The organism is Paenirhizobium selenitireducens ATCC BAA-1503 (assembly GCF_900492185.1).
Lineage (GTDB): Bacteria > Pseudomonadota > Alphaproteobacteria > Rhizobiales > Rhizobiaceae > Allorhizobium > Allorhizobium selenitireducens_A.
In genome coordinates, this window is the sequence record NZ_UEYP01000001.1 from 555879 (window position 1) to 574086 (window position 18208).

18 protein-coding genes are annotated in these 18208 nt (G+C 63.9%); 8 read left to right on the forward strand and 10 right to left on the reverse strand.

Annotated features, from left to right (window positions below):
- Both RHIZ70P_RS02695 and RHIZ70P_RS02700 read left to right on the forward strand, forming a co-directional pair.
- Window positions 1–1077, forward strand: a complete 1077-nt coding sequence (locus RHIZ70P_RS02695; protein ID WP_115668819.1) for a saccharopine dehydrogenase family protein — start codon at window positions 1–3, stop codon at window positions 1075–1077.
- Between the two features lie 101 nt (window positions 1078–1178).
- Window positions 1179–1769: an IMPACT family protein gene (locus RHIZ70P_RS02700; RefSeq protein ID WP_115668820.1), complete on the forward strand. Its 591-nt coding sequence runs from the start codon at window positions 1179–1181 to the stop codon at window positions 1767–1769.
- A gap of 23 nt (window positions 1770–1792) precedes the next feature.
- Here the strand turns inward: RHIZ70P_RS02700 and RHIZ70P_RS22900 are convergent, their stop codons facing one another.
- The 9 genes from RHIZ70P_RS22900 to RHIZ70P_RS02740 form a co-directional block, all read right to left on the reverse strand.
- Complete coding sequence (locus tag RHIZ70P_RS22900) at window positions 1793–1951, reverse strand: hypothetical protein (RefSeq protein WP_181903923.1); 159 nt, start codon at window positions 1949–1951, stop codon at window positions 1793–1795.
- Window positions 1952–2064: 113 nt separating this feature from the next.
- Window positions 2065–2538: an SRPBCC family protein gene (locus RHIZ70P_RS02705; RefSeq protein WP_115668821.1), complete on the reverse strand. Its 474-nt coding sequence runs from the start codon at window positions 2536–2538 to the stop codon at window positions 2065–2067.
- A gap of 123 nt (window positions 2539–2661) precedes the next feature.
- Window positions 2662–3966 carry a nicotinate phosphoribosyltransferase gene (pncB, locus tag RHIZ70P_RS02710; protein WP_115668822.1) on the reverse strand — a complete coding sequence of 435 codons (1305 nt, stop codon included), beginning with the start codon at window positions 3964–3966 and terminating at the stop codon, window positions 2662–2664.
- Window positions 3967–4083: 117 nt separating this feature from the next.
- Window positions 4084–4347, reverse strand: a complete 264-nt coding sequence (locus tag RHIZ70P_RS02715) for a hypothetical protein (protein WP_115668823.1) — start codon at window positions 4345–4347, stop codon at window positions 4084–4086.
- A 105-nt stretch (window positions 4348–4452) separates the two neighbouring features.
- Window positions 4453–5415: a 2-hydroxyacid dehydrogenase gene (locus tag RHIZ70P_RS02720; RefSeq protein WP_115668824.1), complete on the reverse strand. Its 963-nt coding sequence runs from the start codon at window positions 5413–5415 to the stop codon at window positions 4453–4455.
- 14 nt (window positions 5416–5429) lie between these two features.
- Entirely contained in the window at window positions 5430–7058 is a 1629-nt protein-coding gene (locus RHIZ70P_RS02725; RefSeq protein WP_115668825.1) for an ABC transporter ATP-binding protein, read from the reverse strand.
- Window positions 7055–8200 (reverse strand): ABC transporter permease, encoded by a 1146-nt coding sequence (locus RHIZ70P_RS02730; RefSeq protein WP_115668826.1) that lies wholly within the window; start codon window positions 8198–8200, stop codon window positions 7055–7057. Before RHIZ70P_RS02730 ends, RHIZ70P_RS02725 begins: the two co-directional genes overlap by 4 nt.
- Window position 8201: 1 nt before the next feature.
- Complete coding sequence (locus RHIZ70P_RS02735; RefSeq protein WP_115668827.1) at window positions 8202–9296, reverse strand: microcin C ABC transporter permease YejB; 1095 nt, start codon at window positions 9294–9296, stop codon at window positions 8202–8204.
- A gap of 139 nt (window positions 9297–9435) precedes the next feature.
- On the reverse strand, window positions 9436–11268 hold the full coding sequence (locus RHIZ70P_RS02740) for an extracellular solute-binding protein (protein ID WP_115668828.1): 1833 nt from the start codon (window positions 11266–11268) through the stop codon (window positions 9436–9438).
- A 188-nt stretch (window positions 11269–11456) separates the two neighbouring features.
- Here RHIZ70P_RS02740 and mepA point away from each other — a divergent pair, with 188 nt between their 5' ends.
- The 6 genes from mepA (at window position 11457) to RHIZ70P_RS02770 (ending at window position 17467) form a co-directional block, all read left to right on the forward strand.
- Window positions 11457–12533 carry a penicillin-insensitive murein endopeptidase gene (gene mepA / locus RHIZ70P_RS02745; RefSeq protein WP_115668829.1) on the forward strand — a complete coding sequence of 359 codons (1077 nt, stop codon included), beginning with the start codon at window positions 11457–11459 and terminating at the stop codon, window positions 12531–12533.
- An 87-nt stretch (window positions 12534–12620) separates the two neighbouring features.
- Window positions 12621–12995: a methylglyoxal synthase gene (locus tag RHIZ70P_RS02750; RefSeq protein ID WP_115668830.1), complete on the forward strand. Its 375-nt coding sequence runs from the start codon at window positions 12621–12623 to the stop codon at window positions 12993–12995.
- Window positions 12996–13035: 40 nt separating this feature from the next.
- The gene (locus tag RHIZ70P_RS02755; protein WP_115669049.1) at window positions 13036–14058 is read left to right on the forward strand and encodes a glucokinase; all 1023 of its coding nucleotides are present in this window, start codon (window positions 13036–13038) and stop codon (window positions 14056–14058) included.
- Between the two features lie 74 nt (window positions 14059–14132).
- Window positions 14133–15968, forward strand: a complete 1836-nt coding sequence (locus RHIZ70P_RS02760; protein ID WP_181903924.1) for an ABC transporter ATP-binding protein — start codon at window positions 14133–14135, stop codon at window positions 15966–15968.
- 15 nt (window positions 15969–15983) lie between these two features.
- A complete protein-coding gene (gene dapB, locus RHIZ70P_RS02765; RefSeq protein ID WP_115668831.1) occupies window positions 15984–16808 on the forward strand; it encodes a 4-hydroxy-tetrahydrodipicolinate reductase in 825 nt (274 codons plus the stop codon).
- 23 nt (window positions 16809–16831) lie between these two features.
- Window positions 16832–17467: a 2,3-bisphosphoglycerate-dependent phosphoglycerate mutase gene (locus RHIZ70P_RS02770; protein ID WP_115668832.1), complete on the forward strand. Its 636-nt coding sequence runs from the start codon at window positions 16832–16834 to the stop codon at window positions 17465–17467.
- A gap of 14 nt (window positions 17468–17481) precedes the next feature.
- On the opposite strand, the gene phnF is transcribed toward RHIZ70P_RS02770, so the two are convergent.
- Window positions 17482–18201: a phosphonate metabolism transcriptional regulator PhnF gene (phnF, locus tag RHIZ70P_RS02775; RefSeq protein WP_419178259.1), complete on the reverse strand. Its 720-nt coding sequence runs from the start codon at window positions 18199–18201 to the stop codon at window positions 17482–17484.
- Between the last annotated feature and the right edge of the window lie 7 nt (window positions 18202–18208).

The following is an 18208-nucleotide window of genomic DNA, read 5'->3' on the forward strand; positions in this document are numbered from 1 at the left end:
ATGGCGAAACTCAAGGTCTGCATATTCGGCGCCGGGGAAATCGGCTCGGCGCTGGCAATGGCCCTGGCGGCGAACGAGGATTTCGCGGTCCAGGTCATCGATCGATCGGAGGACGCACTCGACCGCCTCCGATCGATGAACATCCAGGCGACGCTCAAGACCTTCGGTCATAGCGACGAGTTGCAGGGGCTGCTGTCAGGCCAGGACGTCGCGGTGGCGGCCGTGCCGGACGGGGCTGTCAACGCGATCGCCGAGGCGGCGGCCCGGGCAAAGGTGCACTATCTCGACTTTTCCTGTGCCCGGCCGGAGACCCGGGCCATCCTCGCGCCGCTTTCCGAACACCGCGCCGTGTTCAACGGTTGCGGCGTCTCGCCGGGAATGATCGGCAATGTCGCCTGCGGCCTGCTCGACGCCTTCTCGCCGGTCACGGACCTGACCATCCGGGTCGGCGCCATACCGCGCTATCCGACCAACCGGCTCGGCTATGGCCAGATCTGGAACGTCGACGGCCTGATCGACGAATATACCCGGCCCAGTGCCGCGATCCGCGACGGCAAGGCGGTCAGCGTGTCACCGCTCGAGGAATACGGCCATCTGAGCATTGATGGCGTGACCTATGAAGAGTTCGTCACATCCGGCGGTGTGGAGGATCTGTCGATCTTTTCCGAATCGGCGCCGAAGAACGTGACCTTCAAGACCATCCGTTATCCGGGCCATCTCGACTACATGCGCTTGCTGCTCGACGACCTCGGCTTGCGCCACCGGCGCGACATGCTGCGCTCGCTGCTCTACAACGGCCTGCCGGTGATCGAGGACGACGTATTGCTGCTGGTCGTTACCGCGCGCGGCTATCGCGGCCGCCAGCCGACGGAGCGCACCATCTGCCATCGCTTCTCGCCGAACCGGACCCTCGGACCCTTCAATGCGCTGACCTCGGTGGCGACCGGCTATGCTGCGACGCTGCTGTCGATGTTGCAGCGTGGAGAGATCCCGGCAAAGGGCCTGATCGCACACAACCGCATCGACACCGGAACCCTGCTTTCGAGAGACTTCCTGAAGCCGCTTTTGTCGGCTTGAACAGGACGCCCGGCCGTTGTCGGGCGGCGCGATTTCCGGCCCGCGCCGAACTCTGGCAGGCGGGCGGGGGAAGCGCTATGAGGGACGTTCAGGAGCATCCCATGTATAGCCTCGAGCGCACCGAGACATTTTCGCAGGATATCAAGAAGAGCCGGTTCGTCGCCCACGCCGCCCCGGTCATGAGCGAGGACGAGGCCAAGGGCTTCATCGCCGCCGTGAGCGACCCTTCCGCAAATCACAATTGTTGGGCCTGGCGCATAGGCCAGGCTTATCGCTTCAGCGATGACGGGGAACCGAGCGGTACGGCCGGCAAGCCGATGCTGCAGGCGATCGACGGCCAAGCGCTTGATCGCGTCGTGGTCGTTGTCACACGGTGGTTCGGCGGCATCCTGCTCGGAAGTGGCGGGCTGATGCGCGCCTATGGCGGCACGGCGGCAGCCTGCCTGAGAGCGGCCGTAAAGACAGAGATCATTCCCCGCATCGAAGGCGAGATCATCGCCGGCTTTTCCGACCTTGCGGTACTCAAGGCCCGTCTCGGCGCCCTGCCCGATCTCATCGTCGTGAGCGAGGAATTCACCGCGACCGGCGCGATCCTGACTGTCGCCCTGCCGGAAGCGGCGGCCGCGCAGGCCAACCGGCTGGTGACCGACCTCACCAGCGGACGGGCTTTCGTTCGCTTCGGCGAAAGCTGAACCAGCGTCGCGTCAGGCCCGTTTCAGTGGATGGTGTCCGGCGATTCGTCGCGGAGCAAATGCAGCGCATCGGTGAGGGCCGCGACCAGGATATCGGTCAGTTCGTCACCCTTGTTCTCGACCAGCATGGCCTGGATTGCCGCATCCTGCTGTTCGAAAAAGTGATCCGGTTCATTGGTCATTCTATCAGTCCCCTCATGGTGCCGATTCAGTCTGCATCGTTCGGGACTGTTTAACGCCGGCTGGCTTGCGCCGGGCTGTCACGCCCGGCTCTCGCCCCATGCCAGCAACGGCATCACGCCGTCTGGGGTTCCCCATCCGCTCCACCTCCGGCGACGATCGCGCCGAACTTGGAGAAGAATTCGCCGGCGAGCTTCTTCGAGGTCGAATCGATCAGCCGGCTACCCAGCTGGGCGATCTTGCCGCCGACCTCGGCCTTCACCGTGTAGGTGAGGATCGTCGCATCCGGACCATCGGCTTCAAGCGAAACATCGGCGCCGCCCTTGGCAAAGCCCGCCAAGCCGCCCTTGCCTTCGCCGGCTATCGTATAGGAATGCGGCGGATTGAGGTTCTGCAGCTCGACCGCGCCCTCGAACTTCGCCTTGATCGGCCCGATCTTGAGGACCACCTTGGCGGTCATGGCGGTGTCGGAGGTCTTGTCGAGGCTCTCGCAGCCGGGGATCGCCTGACGAAGGATCTCCGGGTCGTTCAAGGCCTGCCAGACCGTCTCGACCGGCGCCTCGATGCGTTCGCTGCCATTCATGTCCATGTCGGTGCTCCTCCCGTTCCGCGACCGTCCAGTGTGTTTGCGCCCTCCCCGGGCACAAGCTGGATGCGGAAGCTTACAGGGCAAGGAGTGGATGGCAAGCGCTGCGGGCAGGATGTTTCGGCTTTAGACGAGGACGGCTTGCTCGACACGGTCCTCCGTGCCGAAGAATTGCATGTAGCGTTCGACCTCGGCCGGATCGCCGGTCGCCTTCTTCGGATTGTCGGAGAGCTTGACCGCCGGACGGCCGTTGGCCTCGCTGACCTTGCAGACCAGCGAAATCGGCTTCAGCCCCTCGATCTCGCGCGGCGCGCAGCCGGCGAAATCATTCGTCAGATTGGTGCCCCAGCCGAAGCTCATGCGCACCCGGCCTTCGAAATGACGATAGGTATCGATGATTGCGTCGACGTCGAGACCGTCGGAGAAGATCAGCAATTTCTGGCGCGGATCGCGTCCCATCTTCTGCCACCAGTCGATGATCTTCTCGCCGCCTTCGATCGGCGGCGCGCTGTCGGGACGGAAGCCGGTCCAGTCGGCCACCCATTCCGGCGCATTGCGCAGGAAGGCGGCCGTGCCGTAAGTGTCGGGAAGGACGATCAGCAGGTTGCCGCCGTATAGCCGGTTCCAGTCACGCATCACGTCATAGTTCGAGGAGAGCAGTTCGGCGTCTGTCTTCGCGAGCGCGGCCCTGACCATCGGCAGTTCATGGGCATTGGTCCCGACCGCCTCGAGGTCGGAGTCCATTGCAAGCAGGACGTTGCTGGTGCCGGTGAAGGCCGGGCCGATGCCTTCCTTCAAAGCTTCCACACACCAGCGCTGCCAGAGGAAGCTATGGCGACGGCGGGTGCCGAAATCCGAGATCCTGAGGCCCGGAAGCTCACGCAATCGCTCGACCTTGGCCCACATCTTGGCCTTGGCGCGGGCATAGAGCACGTCGAGGGTGAAAAGGCCCATGTTCTTGGACACGGTCCGCGAGCGCAGTTCGTTGATGATGGCGAGCGCCGGGATCTCCCACATCGTGGTTTCCTTCCACTTGCCGTGGAAGTTCAGGACGTACTGGCCATCCTTCTTTGAAAGTTCGTATTCGGGCAGCTGGAAGGCGGCGAGCCAGGCAAGGAATTCCGGCTCGAAGATCTGCTTGGTGCCGTAGAAGGTGTTGCCGGCGAGCCAGATCGCTTCCTTCTTGGTAAGGCGCAGCGTGCGGGCATAGTCGAGTTGGGCGCGCAATTCGCCCTCGTCGATCTCGTCGGCGAGCCGCACCGTCTTTGTCCGGTTGATCAAGGTAAAGGTCGCATCGACATCCGGATAGAGCTTCCAGATCATTTGCAGCATCAGGAGCTTGTAGAAGTCGGTGTCGATCAGGCTGCGGATGATCGGATCGAGCTTCCAGCTGTGATTGAAGACTCTGGTCGCGATGTCGGTCTTGGTCATCGAGTGACTGTCCTGCAAGTCGCGGCCGGGTCGGACCGCAGCAATCGGCCGGGATTTGCCCCGGCCGTTTCAGAGGTCAGTTATCGGGAATCCGTCCGGCAAAGTCCATAGCAGGGATCAGGGACGGGCCGGCGTGTTCTCAGCCGGCGACGGCGCCTGTTCCTGCACCGGCTGGTTAGACGGGTTCTCCGGCGCGATCGCGTTACCCCACCACTCGGCGGGTATCCAGACGAGCATCGCAAGGACGATGCCCGCGAGCAGGACGATCAGGACAGGACGCCCGCGAAACCCCTGGCGGGCCTCCGTCGGCGTAACGGTTTCGGGCCGCATGCCCCGCGTGCGGCGATCGGTGGTGTCGGGCAGATCAGTTCGGCTGGTCATGGATCTCTCCGTGTCGTGCTGAAAATGCGCGGCATGGCTGTGCCGCAGTCTCAGGGCAAACGGAGGGGCAGGCCTATTGTTCCAAAGAGACGCGACAACACCGTATCAATAGCCGGACGAGCGGTCGACGACGTACTCCAGCGGCTCGCCCTTTTCGAACCGGTCGATCTGGCGTTCGACGTGGCGGAACAGCGCACCGACGTCAGAGGCGGCAGCGGCATGCGGCGTGATGACTACATTGGCCAGATCCCAGAGCGGGCTCTCCGGCGAAAGCGGCTCCTTCTCGAAGACGTCAAGCGACGCGGCGCCCAAGACCCCCTTCTCAAGCGCCGTGACGATGTCGGCCTCGACCTGGCTTCCGCCGCGGCCGGCATTGATGAAAACCGGCTTGCCGAGAGCACCGCCCTCGCGAAGCATGGCAAACAGCGATGCATCGTAAAGCCCACGCGTGTCCGACGTCAGCGGCAGGAGTCCGACGAGGATGTCGGTACGAGCAAGAAAGGCGCCGAGGCCGGCGGCATCGAAGGTCTCGACGCCGTCGATCTGCTTCTGGCGCCGTGACCAGCCGATGACATCAAAGCCCATGACCTTCAGCTTGCGCACCGCGTCCTGCCCCAGCACGCCCAATCCCATGACGCCGACGGTGACGTCCCGAGCTTCCGGCTGGGGAGAGATTTCGTGCCAGACACGGTCGCGCTGCTGGCGAGCATAGGGAAGTGCTGCGCGCAAATGGGTCAGGCATTGCAGCACCACCCATTCGCTCATCCGGTCGGTCAGGCTGCGATCGACGAAGCGCACGACGGGCAGGTCCGGAAGCTCGTAAGCCGAGAGAATATGATCGACACCGGCGCCGCCGGAGAAAATGGCCTTCAAGTCCCGTGCGCGTTCAAACAGTGCCGGGTCCGGCTTCCAGACAACGGCATAGGGCACGCCGGAAAGATCCCGGCCGGCATTGGCCGGATCGCCCATGTCGATCACTTCGCGGCCGGGAAAGGCTCCCTTCAGCGCCTCGACGACGCCGCTGCGGGCAAATTTGAGGTCGATGACGACGGCATTCCGGTGGTGCATGAAAGGCGGTCCGTTTACTGGCTGACGCCGCCGATTTCGACGGCTTCGAGGTTGAAGGCGGCGGCCATCAGGGCGCGGGTGTAATCGGCCTTCGGCGCCTGGAATATCTCCGTCGCCGGCCCTTGCTCCACGACCTTGCCGGAACGCATGACGATCACCTCGTTAGCGAGCGCCTTTACGACGCGCAGGTCGTGGCTGATGAACAGATAGGCGAGGTCGTGCTTCTTCTGCAGGTCGCGCAGCAGGTCGACCACCTGGGCCTGTACCGTCATGTCAAGCGCCGAGGTCGGCTCGTCCAACATGACGAAACGGGGCTTCAGCACCATGGCGCGAGCGATCGCAATGCGCTGGCGCTGGCCGCCGGAAAATTCGTGCGGATAACGCCAGCGGGTCGCCGTATCGAGGCCGACCTCCTCGAGGGCCCAGCAGACGCGGGCATCACGCTCGGCGGCAGTGAGCTTCCGCTCATGCACCTTCAGGCCTTCTGCGATGATCTCGCCGACCGACATGCGCGGGCTGAGCGAGCCGAAGGGATCCTGAAAGACGATCTGCAGCCGGTCGCGCAGCGGACGCATTTCGGCGAAGGAATAGCCGTCAATGTCCTGGCCGATGAAGCTGATGCGCCCCTTGGACGAGATCAGCCTGGCGAGCGCCAGGCCGAGCGTCGTCTTGCCCGAGCCGGATTCGCCGACGACGCCGAGCGTCTGGCCGGCGCGCAACACCATGTCCACACCATCGACGGCCTTTACGTGATCGACGACCTTGCGCAGGAAGCCGGACTTGATGGGGAACCAGACGCGAATGTCGTCGCCCTGCATGACCACCGGCTTGGTCTCGTCGAGCCTGGGCGGTTCGCCGCGCGGCTCCGAGGCCAGCAGCTTCCTGGTGTAGTCGTGTTGCGGGCTGGTGAAGATGTCCTCGACCGGACCGCTTTCGACGATCTTGCCCCTGGTCATGACGCAGACCTTGTCGGCGAACTTGCGCACGATGCCGAGGTCGTGGGTGATGAACAGCATGGACATGCCGTGGTCGGCCTTGAGCTGGCGCAGGAGATCGAGGATCTGGGCCTGTACGGTGACGTCCAGCGCTGTGGTCGGTTCGTCGGCGACCAAGAGCTTCGGCCGGTTGGCGAGTGCCATGGCGATCATCACGCGCTGGCGCTGACCGCCCGAGAGTTCATGCGGATAGGCGGAAAGGCGCTTCTCCGGATCGCGGATACCGACCTGGCGCAGGAGCTCCAGCGTGCGGTCGCGCGCTGTCTGGCCGGCAATCGCCTGGTGCAGCACAAGGATTTCGCCGATCTGCTTTTCGATGTTGTGGAGCGGATTGAGCGACGTCATCGGCTCCTGGAAGATCATGGTAATGTCGTTGCCACGCACCGCACGCAACTCCTGCTCCGACGCCGTCATCAGGTCGCGGCCTTCGAACAGGATTTCCCCGGACGGATGGCTGGCCGCCGGATAGGGCAGGAGTTTCAGGATCGAGGCGGCCGAGACCGACTTGCCCGAACCGGATTCGCCGACCAGCGCCACGACCTCGCCCGGCGCAATGTCGAAGGACACCCGGTCCACGGCGAGCGTCTCCTTGCCCCCCTGGTGGAAGGCAACCGAGAGATCGCGGACGGAGAGCAGAGGTGCGGTCATCGGAACGTCTTTCTCGGATCAAACGCATCGCGCACCGCCTCGCCGACGAAGATCAGCAGAGAGAGCATGATCGACATGGTGAAGAAGGCGGTCAGCCCGAGCCAGGGGGCCTGGAGATTGCGCTTGCCCTGCGCGATCAGTTCGCCGAGCGAGGGCGAGCCGGGCGGCATGCCGAAACCGAGGAAATCGAGCGAGGTCAGCGTGGTGATCGAGCCCGACAGGATGAAGGGCAGGAAGGTGAGCGTCGCCACCATGGCATTGGGCAGCAGGTGCCGGAACATGATGGTCCAGCTGCCGACGCCGAGCGCGCGGGCCGCGTTCACATACTCGAAGTTGCGGGCGCGCAGGAATTCGGCGCGGACGATGCCGACGAAACTGACCCATGAGAACAGCAGCATGATGCCGAGCAGGACGAAGAAGCCGGGCGGCAGGATCGCGGCGATGATCAGCAGGATGTAGAGGACCGGCATGGACGACCAGATCTCGATGAAGCGCTGCATCAAAAGGTCGGTCCAGCCGCCGAAATAGCCCTGGATCGCCCCGGCGGTAACCCCGACGATCGCCGAGCAGAGGGTAAGGATCAAGCCGAACAGGACTGAAATACGGAAGCCGTAGATCATCCGGGCGGCAACGTCCCGGGCCTGGTCGTCCGTGCCCAGCCAGTTGAGATTGCCAACCACGCAATTCGGGTCCTCGTCCTTCAGCGGATAGGCGGAGCAGCGCTCTTCCTTGTCCATCAGCCAGAACGGCGCGGTCGGGGCCGAATGGGGGATTTCGGAATTGACGGTGCGGTAGGAATAGCGGATCGGCGGCCACAGCAACCAGCCATTGGCGTTGATCTCGTCGGTGATGAAGGGCGAGCGATAATCGGTGACCGCCAGGAACCCGCCGAACTTCTCCTCCGGATAGTCGACGGCGACAGGAAACAGGATCTCGCCCTTGTAGGAGGCGATCAGCGGCCGGTCATTGGCGATCAGTTCGGCAAACAGCGACAGCACGAACAGCACCATGAACAGCCAGAACGACCAGTAGCCGCGCTTGTTGGCGCGGAAGTTCTCCAGACGTCGCTTGTTGGTCGGCGAGAACCACGGCTTCTTGACCGGGGTCAGGGCATCGGTGCGGGAAGCGTCGAGGGAGGTCATGTCAGACATCCCTCCGCTCGAAATCGATACGCGGGTCGATCCAGGTGTAGATCAGGTCGGAAACCAGGCTGACGACGAGGCCCATGAGCGAGAAGATGTAGAGCGTGGCGAAGACGATCGGATAGTCGCGATTGACGACGGCGAGATAGCCGAGGCGGCCGAGGCCGTCGAGCGAGAAGATGTTCTCGATCAGCAGCGAACCGGTGAAGAAGGCCGAGATGAAGGCGCCGGGAATGCCGGCGATCACGATCAGCATGGCATTGCGGAAAACGTGGCCATAGAGAACCTGGCGCTCGCCGAGACCCTTGGCGCGGGCGGTGACCACATACTGCTTCTTGATCTCATCGATGAAGGAGTTCTTGGTGAGCAGGGTGGTGGTGGCGAAAGCGGAAAGCAGCAGGGCCGTCAGCGGCAGGGCGAGGTGCCAGAAGTAGTCGAGGATCTTCTGCCACCAGGAAAGCTCGGCGAAATTGTCGGAGACGAGGCCGCGCAGCGGGAACCAGTCGAAGAAGGAGCCGCCGGCAAAAAGCACGATCAGCAGGATGCCGAACAGGAAGCTCGGCACGGCATAGCCGATGACGATGACGCCGGAGGTCCAGACATCGAAGGGCGAACCGTCCTCGACCGCCTTCTTGATGCCGAGCGGAATGGAGATGGCATAGGAAATGATCAGGATCCACACGCCGAGCGAGATCGATACCGGCATCTTCTCGACGATCAGGTCGATGACGCTGGTATTGCGGAAGAAGCTTTCGCCGAAATCGAAGCGGATATAGTTCCACATCATGTCGAGGAAGCGGGTGAGTGGCGGCTTGTCGAAGCCGAACTGCTTTTCCAGCTTGGCGATCAGCTCGGGATCGAGACCCTGCGCGCCGCGATATTTGGCACTCGTGTCGTCGCCGCCGAACTGCTGGTTCAGCATGTCGCCGCCGCCGGACAAGCGCTGGTCGGCGCCGTCGCCCTGGCCGCTCAACTGGGCGATCACCTGCTCGACCGGGCCGCCGGGCGCAAACTGGATGACAAGGAAGGAAATCGCCATGATGCCGACAATGGTCGGGATCATCAGCAGCAGGCGCCTGAGGATATAGGCCCCCATCAGGCATTCTCTCCCGTCGGATGCGCGCACGCTCCAACCATGGTCGTCCTAGCTTCGATCAATCCGCCGATCCCTTCCGGTGACACCGATTCGTTCCTGCCATTCCTAGCCGTTCGAGGCGCGAGCGCAAAGCCCGGCCTTACCGGGCCGCCGATTTCGACCACCAGACGGTGGGAAAGCCGATCGAATAGGTCGGCAATTCGGCCGGATGGTCGAACTTGTCCCAGTAGGCGATGCGGGCGGTGCTTCCATAGTAGAGCGGCACGACATAGTCATGGGCGAGCAGCACGCGATCCAGCGCCCGGGTCGCCGCGACGAGTTCGTCGCGCCCCTTGGCGAAGATCACCTTGTCGATCAGCGCGTCAATGCCCGGATCGGCAATGCCGGCATAGTTGCGCGAGCCCTGGCGATCCTTTGACACAGAGCCCCAATAGTCGCGCTGCTCGTTGCCGGGGTTGAGCGTCTGGGCCCAGACCACCCAGGTCATGTCGTAGTCGAAGCTTCGGGCGCGGTTGGCATATTGCGCGTCGTCGACCGTGCGCACGCGAGCGTCGATGCCGATCTTGCGCAGGACCTCGCTATAGGGCACCGCGACCACTTCGAGCATCGGATTGGACAGGAGAATCTCGAAACTGAGCGGCGCGCCGGTTGCGGTATTCACCATGCGACCGCCCTTGATCTCGTATCCGGCATCTTTGAGCAGCCCAACCGCCTTGCGCAGGTTGTCGCGTTGCGCCTGCGGCGAGCCCCCGACCGGATTGGAATAGGGCGTGGTGAAAACGTCGGCAGGCACCTTGTCCTTGATCTCGTTGAGGAGTTCCAGCTCACGGCCCTCCGGCAAGCCGCGAGAGGCGAGTTCGGTGCCGAAGAAATAGCTGTCGACCCGCTTATAGGCGCCATAGAAGACGGTGCGGTTCATCTCCTCGAAATCGAGCGCGTAGTTGAGCGCTTCGCGCACCCGCTGGTCCTTGAAGATGTCGCGGCGCATGTTCGGCACCAGTGCCTGCATGATGCCGGTGGCGCGATAGGGGTTGGGCAGTTCCTCGCGCTTGACCCGGCCGTCCTTGACCGCCGGGAAATCGTAGGATGTCGCCCAGCGTGCCGCCTTGGTCTCCATCCAGTAGTCGAAATTGCCGGAGCGGAAGGCCTCGAACTGGACGTCGAGGTCGCCGAACATGGTGTAGCTGATCGCGGCAAAATTGTTCTGGCCGACATTGACGTTGAGGTCCTTGGCCCAATAGTCGTCGCGCAGTTCGTAGCGGATGGTCGCGCCGGCCTTGAAATCGGCTATCCTGTAGGGACCCGACCCCATGACCGGTTCGAGCGTCGTGCGGTTGATGTCGCGCGGCTGGCCATCGGGCCCCTTACCCTCCCACCAATGCCGGGGCAGGATCTGGAACTGGCCGAGGATCATCGGCAGTTCGTGATTGTTCGTCTCGTCGAAGCGGAAGGTGACGTCGCGCTCGCCGGTCTTCTCCACCGCGACCACATGGCGGTAGTAGCTCATGTAGAGCGGATTGAGTTCCTTGGACTTCTCAAAGCTGAAGATCACGTCTTCCGCCGTGACAGGCTTGCCATCGGCCCATCTGGCCTCGGCGCGCAGGCGGAAGGTCGCCGACGACACGTCCTCGGGATAAGAGACGCCCTCGGCGAGCAGGCCGTAAGAGGCCGAGACCTCGTCTTCCGCATCCTTCATCAACGTGTCGAACACCAGACCGAGACCGGGGGCTGCCTCGCCCTTTTCGAGGATCGGATTAAAGGTGTCGTAGGTGCCGGTGGCGGCGAGCTTGAGGTCGCCGCCCTTGGGCGCCTGCGGATTGACGTAGTCGAAATGCGGAAAATCGACGGGGTACTTGACCTCACCGGAGAGGGCCACGCCGTGGCGCAGCGGTTCGGCGGCGCCTGCCGGCGAACCCATCACCATCGCCAGGAAAGACAGGAGCGCCCCTATCCGAACTTTCGCCAACCCCATGCAAATCACCCCTTGTTTCTTATGGATTGTCTGAACAATAAGCCAAACAGCGGCAAAAAACAGACCGGGCATGGCGAAGACGCGGACTGCCGTGGGAAAACACGGATTCACCAAAATCTCGTTCCAGAGTAACGTCACGGCAAATCACCCGGACAAGACGGGCGATCCTTGAGGCGGCGGAAGACGGCATGACGATGATGATGATGCGTAGAAGGTTGAAGACCGTGGCGAAGGGCCTGGCGATGACGGCAGGACTCGTCGCGGCGATGACCGGCGGAGCGTCTGCGGAAAGCCGGCCGGCCAAGGAACTGTTCGGCGGCATGAAACTGCCGGCGCGCGCGGCACCGGCCGCTTACGGCTCCTATGCCAAGGGCTGCATCGCCGGTGCGGTCGCCATTCCGGTGGACGGACCCAACTGGCAGGCCATGCGCCTTTCGCGCAATCGGCGCTGGGGTCATCCGCAGATGATCTCGCTGCTCGAACGGCTGTCGAAGGATGCGCCAAGCGTGGGCTGGCCGGGCATCCTGATCGGCGACGTGTCGCAGCCGCGTGGCGGACCGATGCTCTCCGGCCACGCCTCGCACCAGATCGGCCTCGACGCCGATATCTGGCTGACGCCGATGCCGGACCGGCGAATGTCGGCGAAGGAGCGCGAAGACCTGCCCTTCACCTCGATGCTCAAGGAGAACAAATTCCTGACCGTCAACGACAAGGTCTGGACGCCGGCCCATGCCCGGCTGATCATGCTGGCGGCAGGCTACCCGCAGGTCGAGCGTATCTTCGTCAATCCGGCGATCAAGAAGAAGCTGTGCGACACCTGGACGGGCGACCGTTCGGCGCTCGGCAAGGTCAGGCCGATCTATGGCCACGATGCGCATTTCCATATCCGTATCGGATGCCCGCAAGGGACCACGGGCTGCAAGCCGCAAGCGGCTGTCGGCCCCGGCGACGGCTGCGACAAGTCGCTCGCCTGGTGGTTCACCGACGAGCCCTGGGCCAAGCCGAAGAAGGACCCGAACGCCAAGCCGCCGAAGCCGCCGCGGCCGATGCAGCTTTCCGACCTGCCGAAGGCCTGTGCCGTGGTGTTGCAGGCGCCCTCGCCCGACAGCGAGCTGGCGGCAACATATGGTGGTGGCACAACGACTGTCTCCGCCCTTGCCGCCGCGCCGGCGCGCGCGAACGAGGCCGTTCCCGCCATCGCCGCACAGATGCCCGACGTGCCGGCCGTCGTACCGATCCCGCTTCCGCGTCCCGCCGGCTATTAGGGCGGACGCCGAGCCGACGGGCTTTTCAAGCCGGGCGTCCTGGGTTAGAAGGCGATCAAATCGATTTAAATCCGACCGGGAACGACCATGACCCGATGCATCGCCCTGATTGCGCATGACCAGAAGAAGGACGACATGGCGGATTTCGCCAACCGTCACCAGTCGGTCCTGGCGCAATGGCGGATCGTCGCTACGGGCACGACCGGCGGTCGCATCCAGGCGACCTGCCCGAACCTCGACGTCACCCGGCTGAAAAGCGGGCCGCTCGGCGGCGATCAGCAGATCGGCGCGATGATCGCCACCGGCGAGGTCGACATGCTGATTTTCTTCGTCGATCCTTTGACATCCATGCCTCATGATGTCGATGTAAAAGCCTTGATGCGGCTGGCGACCGTCTACGACATTCCGATGGCGCTCAACCGCGCCACCGCCGAAATCCTGATGACCACCCATACCCCTTAAGCGACCAGCCCCACCGCCGCGGCCCGAAATGGAACCGGACATGCCCAAGCCCCTCGACAATGACAAGCTGACCTTTCCCATCCTGATCGGCGACATCGGCGGTACGAACGCCCGCTTTTCCATCCTGATCGACGCCTATGCGGAGCCGAAACAGTTTCCAAGCGTCCATACCGCCGATTTTTCCACGCTCGACGAGGCGATCCAGATCACCGTGCTCGACAAGACCTCGGTTCAGCCGCGCTCGGCGCTGCTGGCCATAGCAGGGCCGATCGAGGGCGATGAAATTCCGCTGACCAATTGCGACTGGGTGGTGAGGCCAAGGGCAATGATCGCCGATCTCGGATTTGCCGAGGTGATGGTGGTCAATGATTTCGAAGCCCAGGCGCTCGCCGTCGCATCGCTTTCCGACGAGGATCGCGCGCCGATCGGCAACAACAATCACAGCCCGGTCGCATCGCGTGTCGTGCTCGGCCCCGGAACCGGGCTCGGCGTGGCCGGCCTCGTCCATGCGCAGCACACCTGGTTTCCCGTGCCCGGCGAAGGCGGCCATGTCGATATCGGCCCGCGCAGCGAGCGCGACTTCGCCATCTTCCCGCACCTGACACCGATCGAGGGCAGAATCTCGGCCGAGCAATTGCTATGCGGCCGAGGCATCGTCAACATCTATACGGCGGTCTGCCTTGCCGACGGCGTGGAGCCAAAGTTCACGATCCCCGCCGATATCACCGCCACCGGCCTTTCGGCAGCGGACGCCCAGGCCGCGGAAACCATCAGCCTGTTCGTCACCTATCTCGGCCGGCTCGCCGGCGATCTGGCGCTTATCTTCATGGCGCGCGGCGGGGTCTTCCTCTCGGGCGGGATTTCGCAGAAGATCATCCCGGCTCTCCAGCGGCCGGAATTCCGTCAGGCCTTCGAGGACAAGGCGCCGCACACGGCTCTGATGAAGACGATCCCTACCTTTGTCGTCACCCATCCGCTCGCCGCTCTTTCAGGCCTTGCGGCCTATGCGCGAACGCCTGCCAGTTTCGGGCTCGCCACCGAAGGCCGTCGCTGGCGCCGCTGACCGGCGCCGCGGCGCGGCCGATTGACACTGGCCAAACGGCATTCGACTGGCTATAGAGCGCCCAGCGCGGGCCGATGGCGCATGCCGCGGCCCCTTTCGAACGGGAACGCCCTCATTTGAACGCCAGCAGGACAAACCAGACAGCGATCAGCACGGCAAGCGTCACCGCTGTGCTCAAGCGCATCATCGCGGAAAACGGCCGCGATCATGTGCGCGGCTATGTATTTGCCATTCTCTGCCTGATGGCCGTCGCCCTGACGACGGCCTTTACCGCCTGGATCATGGAAGCGGTGGTCAACGAGGCCTTCGCCAACCAGCGTGCCGACGTCGTCTGGCTGATCTGCGGCTCGATCCTGGCCGCCTTCGTCCTGCGCGGCTTCGCCAGTTACGGCCAGGCCGTCACGCTGTCGAAAATCGGCAACAACATCGTCGCGCGCTATCAGCGCCGGCTCTATTCCCACCTGATGACCCTGTCGCTCGGCTATTTCACCGAGTCGCGCTCGGCGCGCCTGGCCGCGCAGATCAGCCAGAACATCAACGGCATTCGCGATGTCCTAAACCTCACCGTGACCTCGATGGCGCGCGACCTGCTGACACTCGTCGCCCTGGTGGGCGTCATGGTGTTCAAGGATCCTATCCTGTCGCTGATCGTCTTCGTGGTCGCCCCGCCCATGCTCCTGGCGATGCGCTACATCTCCAAGCGGCTGCGCAGCGCCACCAAGGAATCGGTGATCTACAACAGCCACGTGCTGGGAGCGATCCAGGAGACCATCCAGGGGATCGCCATCGTCAAGGCCTTCACCATGGAGGCCGAGCTCGAGCGCAAGGTCGAGGGCACGATCTCGGCTGCGGAAAAGCGCGCCAATCGGATCGCCCGGCTGAGCGAGCGCACCTCGCCGATCACCGAGACCTTTGCCGGAGTGGCCATTTCCAGCGTGCTGGCCTATGCGGCCTTCCGATCGATCTATGGCGGGGTCCTGCCCGGCGCCTTCTTCTCCTTCGTTACGGCGCTGCTTCTCGCCTACGAGCCGGCCAAGCGGCTGGCCAAGCTGCAGGTGCAGATGGAACGCGCCGTGGTCAATGCACGGATGATCTACGAGATCCTCGACATGCAGACCCACCAGCGCGACAAGGACGGAGCGGCCGATCTCAAGGTGACGGAAGCACGCATCGAGTTTCGCGGGGTGAAGTTCGCCTATGGCGAAAACGAGGCGGTGCTCAAGGGCATAGATTTCATCGCGGAAGGCGGCAAGACGACCGCGCTGGTCGGCCCTTCGGGTGCCGGCAAGTCGACGGTGATCACGCTCATTCCGCGGTTCTACGATCCGCTCGAGGGCGAGATCCTGATCGATGGCCAGAACATCGCCGACGTCACCAAGACCTCCTTGCGCAAGCATCTCGCCTATGTCTCGCAGCAGCCCTATCTCTTCGAGGGGACGATCCGCGACAACATCCGCTATGGCCGTCCGGACGCCACCCATGCCGAGATCGAAGAGGCGGCTAGGCTTGCCCATGCCCATGATTTCATCGTCGCTCAGCCGCTCGGCTACGATACACCGGTCGGCGAGAACGGCGTGACGCTGTCCGGCGGCCAGCGCCAGCGACTGTCGATCGCCCGCGCCCTGGTGCGCAACGCGCCGATCCTTCTGCTCGACGAGGCGACCTCGGCGCTCGACACCGAATCCGAGGCCGCCGTGCAAAAGGCGCTCGACGAGGCGATGACCGGGCGCACCGTGGTCGTCATCGCCCACCGGTTGTCGACCATTCGCCGCGCCGACAAGATCATCGTCATGCAAGGCGGCACGATCGCCGAGGAAGGCAGCCACGACGATCTTGCACAGCGTCCGGACGGGCTCTACGCTCGCCTGAACCAGTTGCAGCCGACCGCCGCCTCGCAGGACTTCATCTAGGGACAACCGATCACCATGCAGGATGCTATGAAACTCGTCGTGGTGGGTGCCGGTGGGCGGATGGGCCAGACGCTGATCCGCGTGATCCAGGCGAGCGAGGGTGTGACGCTGCATGCCGCCGTCGAGCGAGGCGGCTCCAGCCTGATCGGGCGCGATGCCGGCGAACTTGCCGGGCTCGGACACATCGACGTTGCCGTGACCGACGATCCGCTCGCCGCCTTTCTCGACGCCGACGGCGTCATCGACTTCACCTCGCCGCAGGCCTCCACCGAATTCGCCGCGCTGGCCGCGCAGGCGCGCATCGTTCATGTGATCGGCACCACCGGGTGCCTGGCCGAGCACGACGCCCGGATCGAGGCGGCTTCCCGCCACGCGCGGATCGTCAAGTCCGGCAATATGAGCCTCGGCGTCAACCTGCTCTCGGTTCTCGTGCAGCAGGCGGCGCGCGCGCTCGACGCGGCGGGCTGGGACATCGAGGTGCTGGAAATGCACCACAAGCACAAGGTCGACGCGCCGTCGGGCACCGCATTGCTGCTTGGCGAGGCCGCCGCGCGCGGCCGCGGTGTGGATCTCACCTCCCATTCGGTGCGGGTGCGCGACGGCCACACCGGAGCGCGCGAAACGGGCTCGATCGGCTTTGCCACCTTACGCGGCGGCTCGGTGGTCGGCGAGCATTCCGTCATCCTCGCCGGCGAGGGCGAGTTGGTGACGCTGAGCCACAGCGCCGGCGACCGCTCCATCTTCGCGCGCGGGGCCGTCAGGGCGGCCCTTTGGGCGCGAGGCCAGAAACCCGGTCTTTATTCGATGCTCGACGTGCTCGGGCTGTCTTCATCCATCTGAAAAGCAATGCGGAGGAATTTCCGATGAGTGGTACCCTCGTGCTCGTGCGCCACGGCCAGAGCGAATGGAACCTGAAGAACCTGTTCACCGGCTGGAAGGACCCAGGCCTGACCGAGCTCGGCGTCGAGGAGGCCAATGCGGGCGGCAAGGCACTTGCCGATTACGGCATCAAGTTCGACATCGCCTTCACCTCGGCGCTGTCGCGCGCCCAGAAGACCTGCCAGATCGTGCTCGACAATGTCGGCCAGCCGAACCTCGAGACGATCCGCGACGAAGCGCTCAACGAGCGCGACTACGGCGATCTGTCGGGCCTCAACAAGGACGACGCGCGCGCCAAATGGGGCGAGGAACAGGTGCACATCTGGCGCCGCTCCTACGACGTTCCGCCGCCGGGCGGCGAGAGCCTGCGCGACACCGGCGCCCGCGTCTGGCCCTATTACATGACGGAGATCCTGCCGCGCGTGCTCAGAGGCGAGACCGTGCTGGTCGCCGCCCACGGCAATTCGCTGCGTGCGCTTGTCATGGTGCTCGACCGCCTGTCGAAGCAGGAGATCCTCAAGCTCAACCTCGCAACCGGCGTGCCGATGGTCTACAAGCTGAAGGCCGACTCGACCGTGGCGTCGAAGGAAGTGCTGGGCGACATGTCCTGCGCCCACTGAGCGCCCTTTCATCGTCAATTCATGATGGTGAACTCGACGCGGTCAGCGGGAAACCGGGTGACCGCGTATTGTATAGGAATACCGTCGAGATCGGTGTTGAGCGCCCGGGTTACCAGGACGATGGCCCCCGGGGTCAGTGCCAATTGCGCGACATCGTCCGGTTCGGCATGGGTTGCGGAAACCTGCGTCACATCCCGCAGATAATCGCTCACGCCCTGCTCCAGCAGCGCCATGGTGATCGAGCCCGTCCGGCGGAAAGCCGCGTCGATGCCGTCGAACCGCCCGGCGGGAAACCAGGTGGTCGAGCGCGATAGCGCACGGCCGTCGGCCTTGCGCAGCGCTTCGAGGCGGATCACCGGAGTGCCGATGGCAAGCTTCAGCCATTTTGCCACCTCGGCATCGGCCGGCTCGTGGGCCGACGATAGCAGCAGCCCTTCCAGCCCCCTCGCCTGATCGCCGATGCCTTCGGTGAAGCGTGTGCGCTTGGCGATAGGGAAGGTGAACTTGTCCTTCCGGTCGATCATCGTGCCACGCCCCTGCACGGCGCGTACGATCCCTTCCTGGCCGAGCGCCGCGAGCGCGCTTCGCACCGTGTGACGATTGACCCCGAACTGCTCGGCGAGCTGTGTTTCGGGCGGAACCATACCCGTCGCGTCAAAGTCCCCTTGCGCAATGGAGGCACGGATTCTGTCGGCGATCTGGCGCCACAGCGCCACCCCCTTTTGTCGTTCCATCGATTTT

What these genes read in the sequence shown, in the direction of transcription:
- RHIZ70P_RS02735 (WP_115668827.1), bottom strand. Translation starts at nt 9,296, where the DNA reads ATGGGGGCCTATATCCTCAGGCGCCTGCTGCTGATGATCCCGACCATT.
- RHIZ70P_RS02750 (WP_115668830.1), top strand. Translation starts at nt 12,621, where the DNA reads ATGACCCGATGCATCGCCCTGATTGCGCATGACCAGAAGAAGGACGAC.
- RHIZ70P_RS02705 (WP_115668821.1), bottom strand. Translation starts at nt 2,538, where the DNA reads ATGGACATGAATGGCAGCGAACGCATCGAGGCGCCGGTCGAGACGGTC.
- RHIZ70P_RS02720 (WP_115668824.1), bottom strand. Translation starts at nt 5,415, where the DNA reads ATGCACCACCGGAATGCCGTCGTCATCGACCTCAAATTTGCCCGCAGC.
- RHIZ70P_RS02740 (WP_115668828.1), bottom strand. Translation starts at nt 11,268, where the DNA reads ATGGGGTTGGCGAAAGTTCGGATAGGGGCGCTCCTGTCTTTCCTGGCG.
- RHIZ70P_RS22900 (WP_181903923.1), bottom strand. Translation starts at nt 1,951, where the DNA reads ATGACCAATGAACCGGATCACTTTTTCGAACAGCAGGATGCGGCAATC.
- RHIZ70P_RS02730 (WP_115668826.1), bottom strand. Translation starts at nt 8,200, where the DNA reads ATGACCTCCCTCGACGCTTCCCGCACCGATGCCCTGACCCCGGTCAAG.
- pncB (WP_115668822.1), bottom strand. Translation starts at nt 3,966, where the DNA reads ATGACCAAGACCGACATCGCGACCAGAGTCTTCAATCACAGCTGGAAG.
- RHIZ70P_RS02725 (WP_115668825.1), bottom strand. Translation starts at nt 7,058, where the DNA reads ATGACCGCACCTCTGCTCTCCGTCCGCGATCTCTCGGTTGCCTTCCAC.
- RHIZ70P_RS02770 (WP_115668832.1), top strand. Translation starts at nt 16,832, where the DNA reads ATGAGTGGTACCCTCGTGCTCGTGCGCCACGGCCAGAGCGAATGGAAC.
- RHIZ70P_RS02755 (WP_115669049.1), top strand. Translation starts at nt 13,036, where the DNA reads ATGCCCAAGCCCCTCGACAATGACAAGCTGACCTTTCCCATCCTGATC.
- RHIZ70P_RS02700 (WP_115668820.1), top strand. Translation starts at nt 1,179, where the DNA reads ATGTATAGCCTCGAGCGCACCGAGACATTTTCGCAGGATATCAAGAAG.
- dapB (WP_115668831.1), top strand. Translation starts at nt 15,984, where the DNA reads ATGCAGGATGCTATGAAACTCGTCGTGGTGGGTGCCGGTGGGCGGATG.
- RHIZ70P_RS02760 (WP_181903924.1), top strand. Translation starts at nt 14,133, where the DNA reads ATGGCGCATGCCGCGGCCCCTTTCGAACGGGAACGCCCTCATTTGAAC.
- RHIZ70P_RS02695 (WP_115668819.1), top strand. Translation starts at nt 1, where the DNA reads ATGGCGAAACTCAAGGTCTGCATATTCGGCGCCGGGGAAATCGGCTCG.
- phnF (WP_419178259.1), bottom strand. Translation starts at nt 18,201, where the DNA reads ATGGAACGACAAAAGGGGGTGGCGCTGTGGCGCCAGATCGCCGACAGA.
- RHIZ70P_RS02715 (WP_115668823.1), bottom strand. Translation starts at nt 4,347, where the DNA reads ATGACCAGCCGAACTGATCTGCCCGACACCACCGATCGCCGCACGCGG.
- mepA (WP_115668829.1), top strand. Translation starts at nt 11,457, where the DNA reads ATGACGATGATGATGATGCGTAGAAGGTTGAAGACCGTGGCGAAGGGC.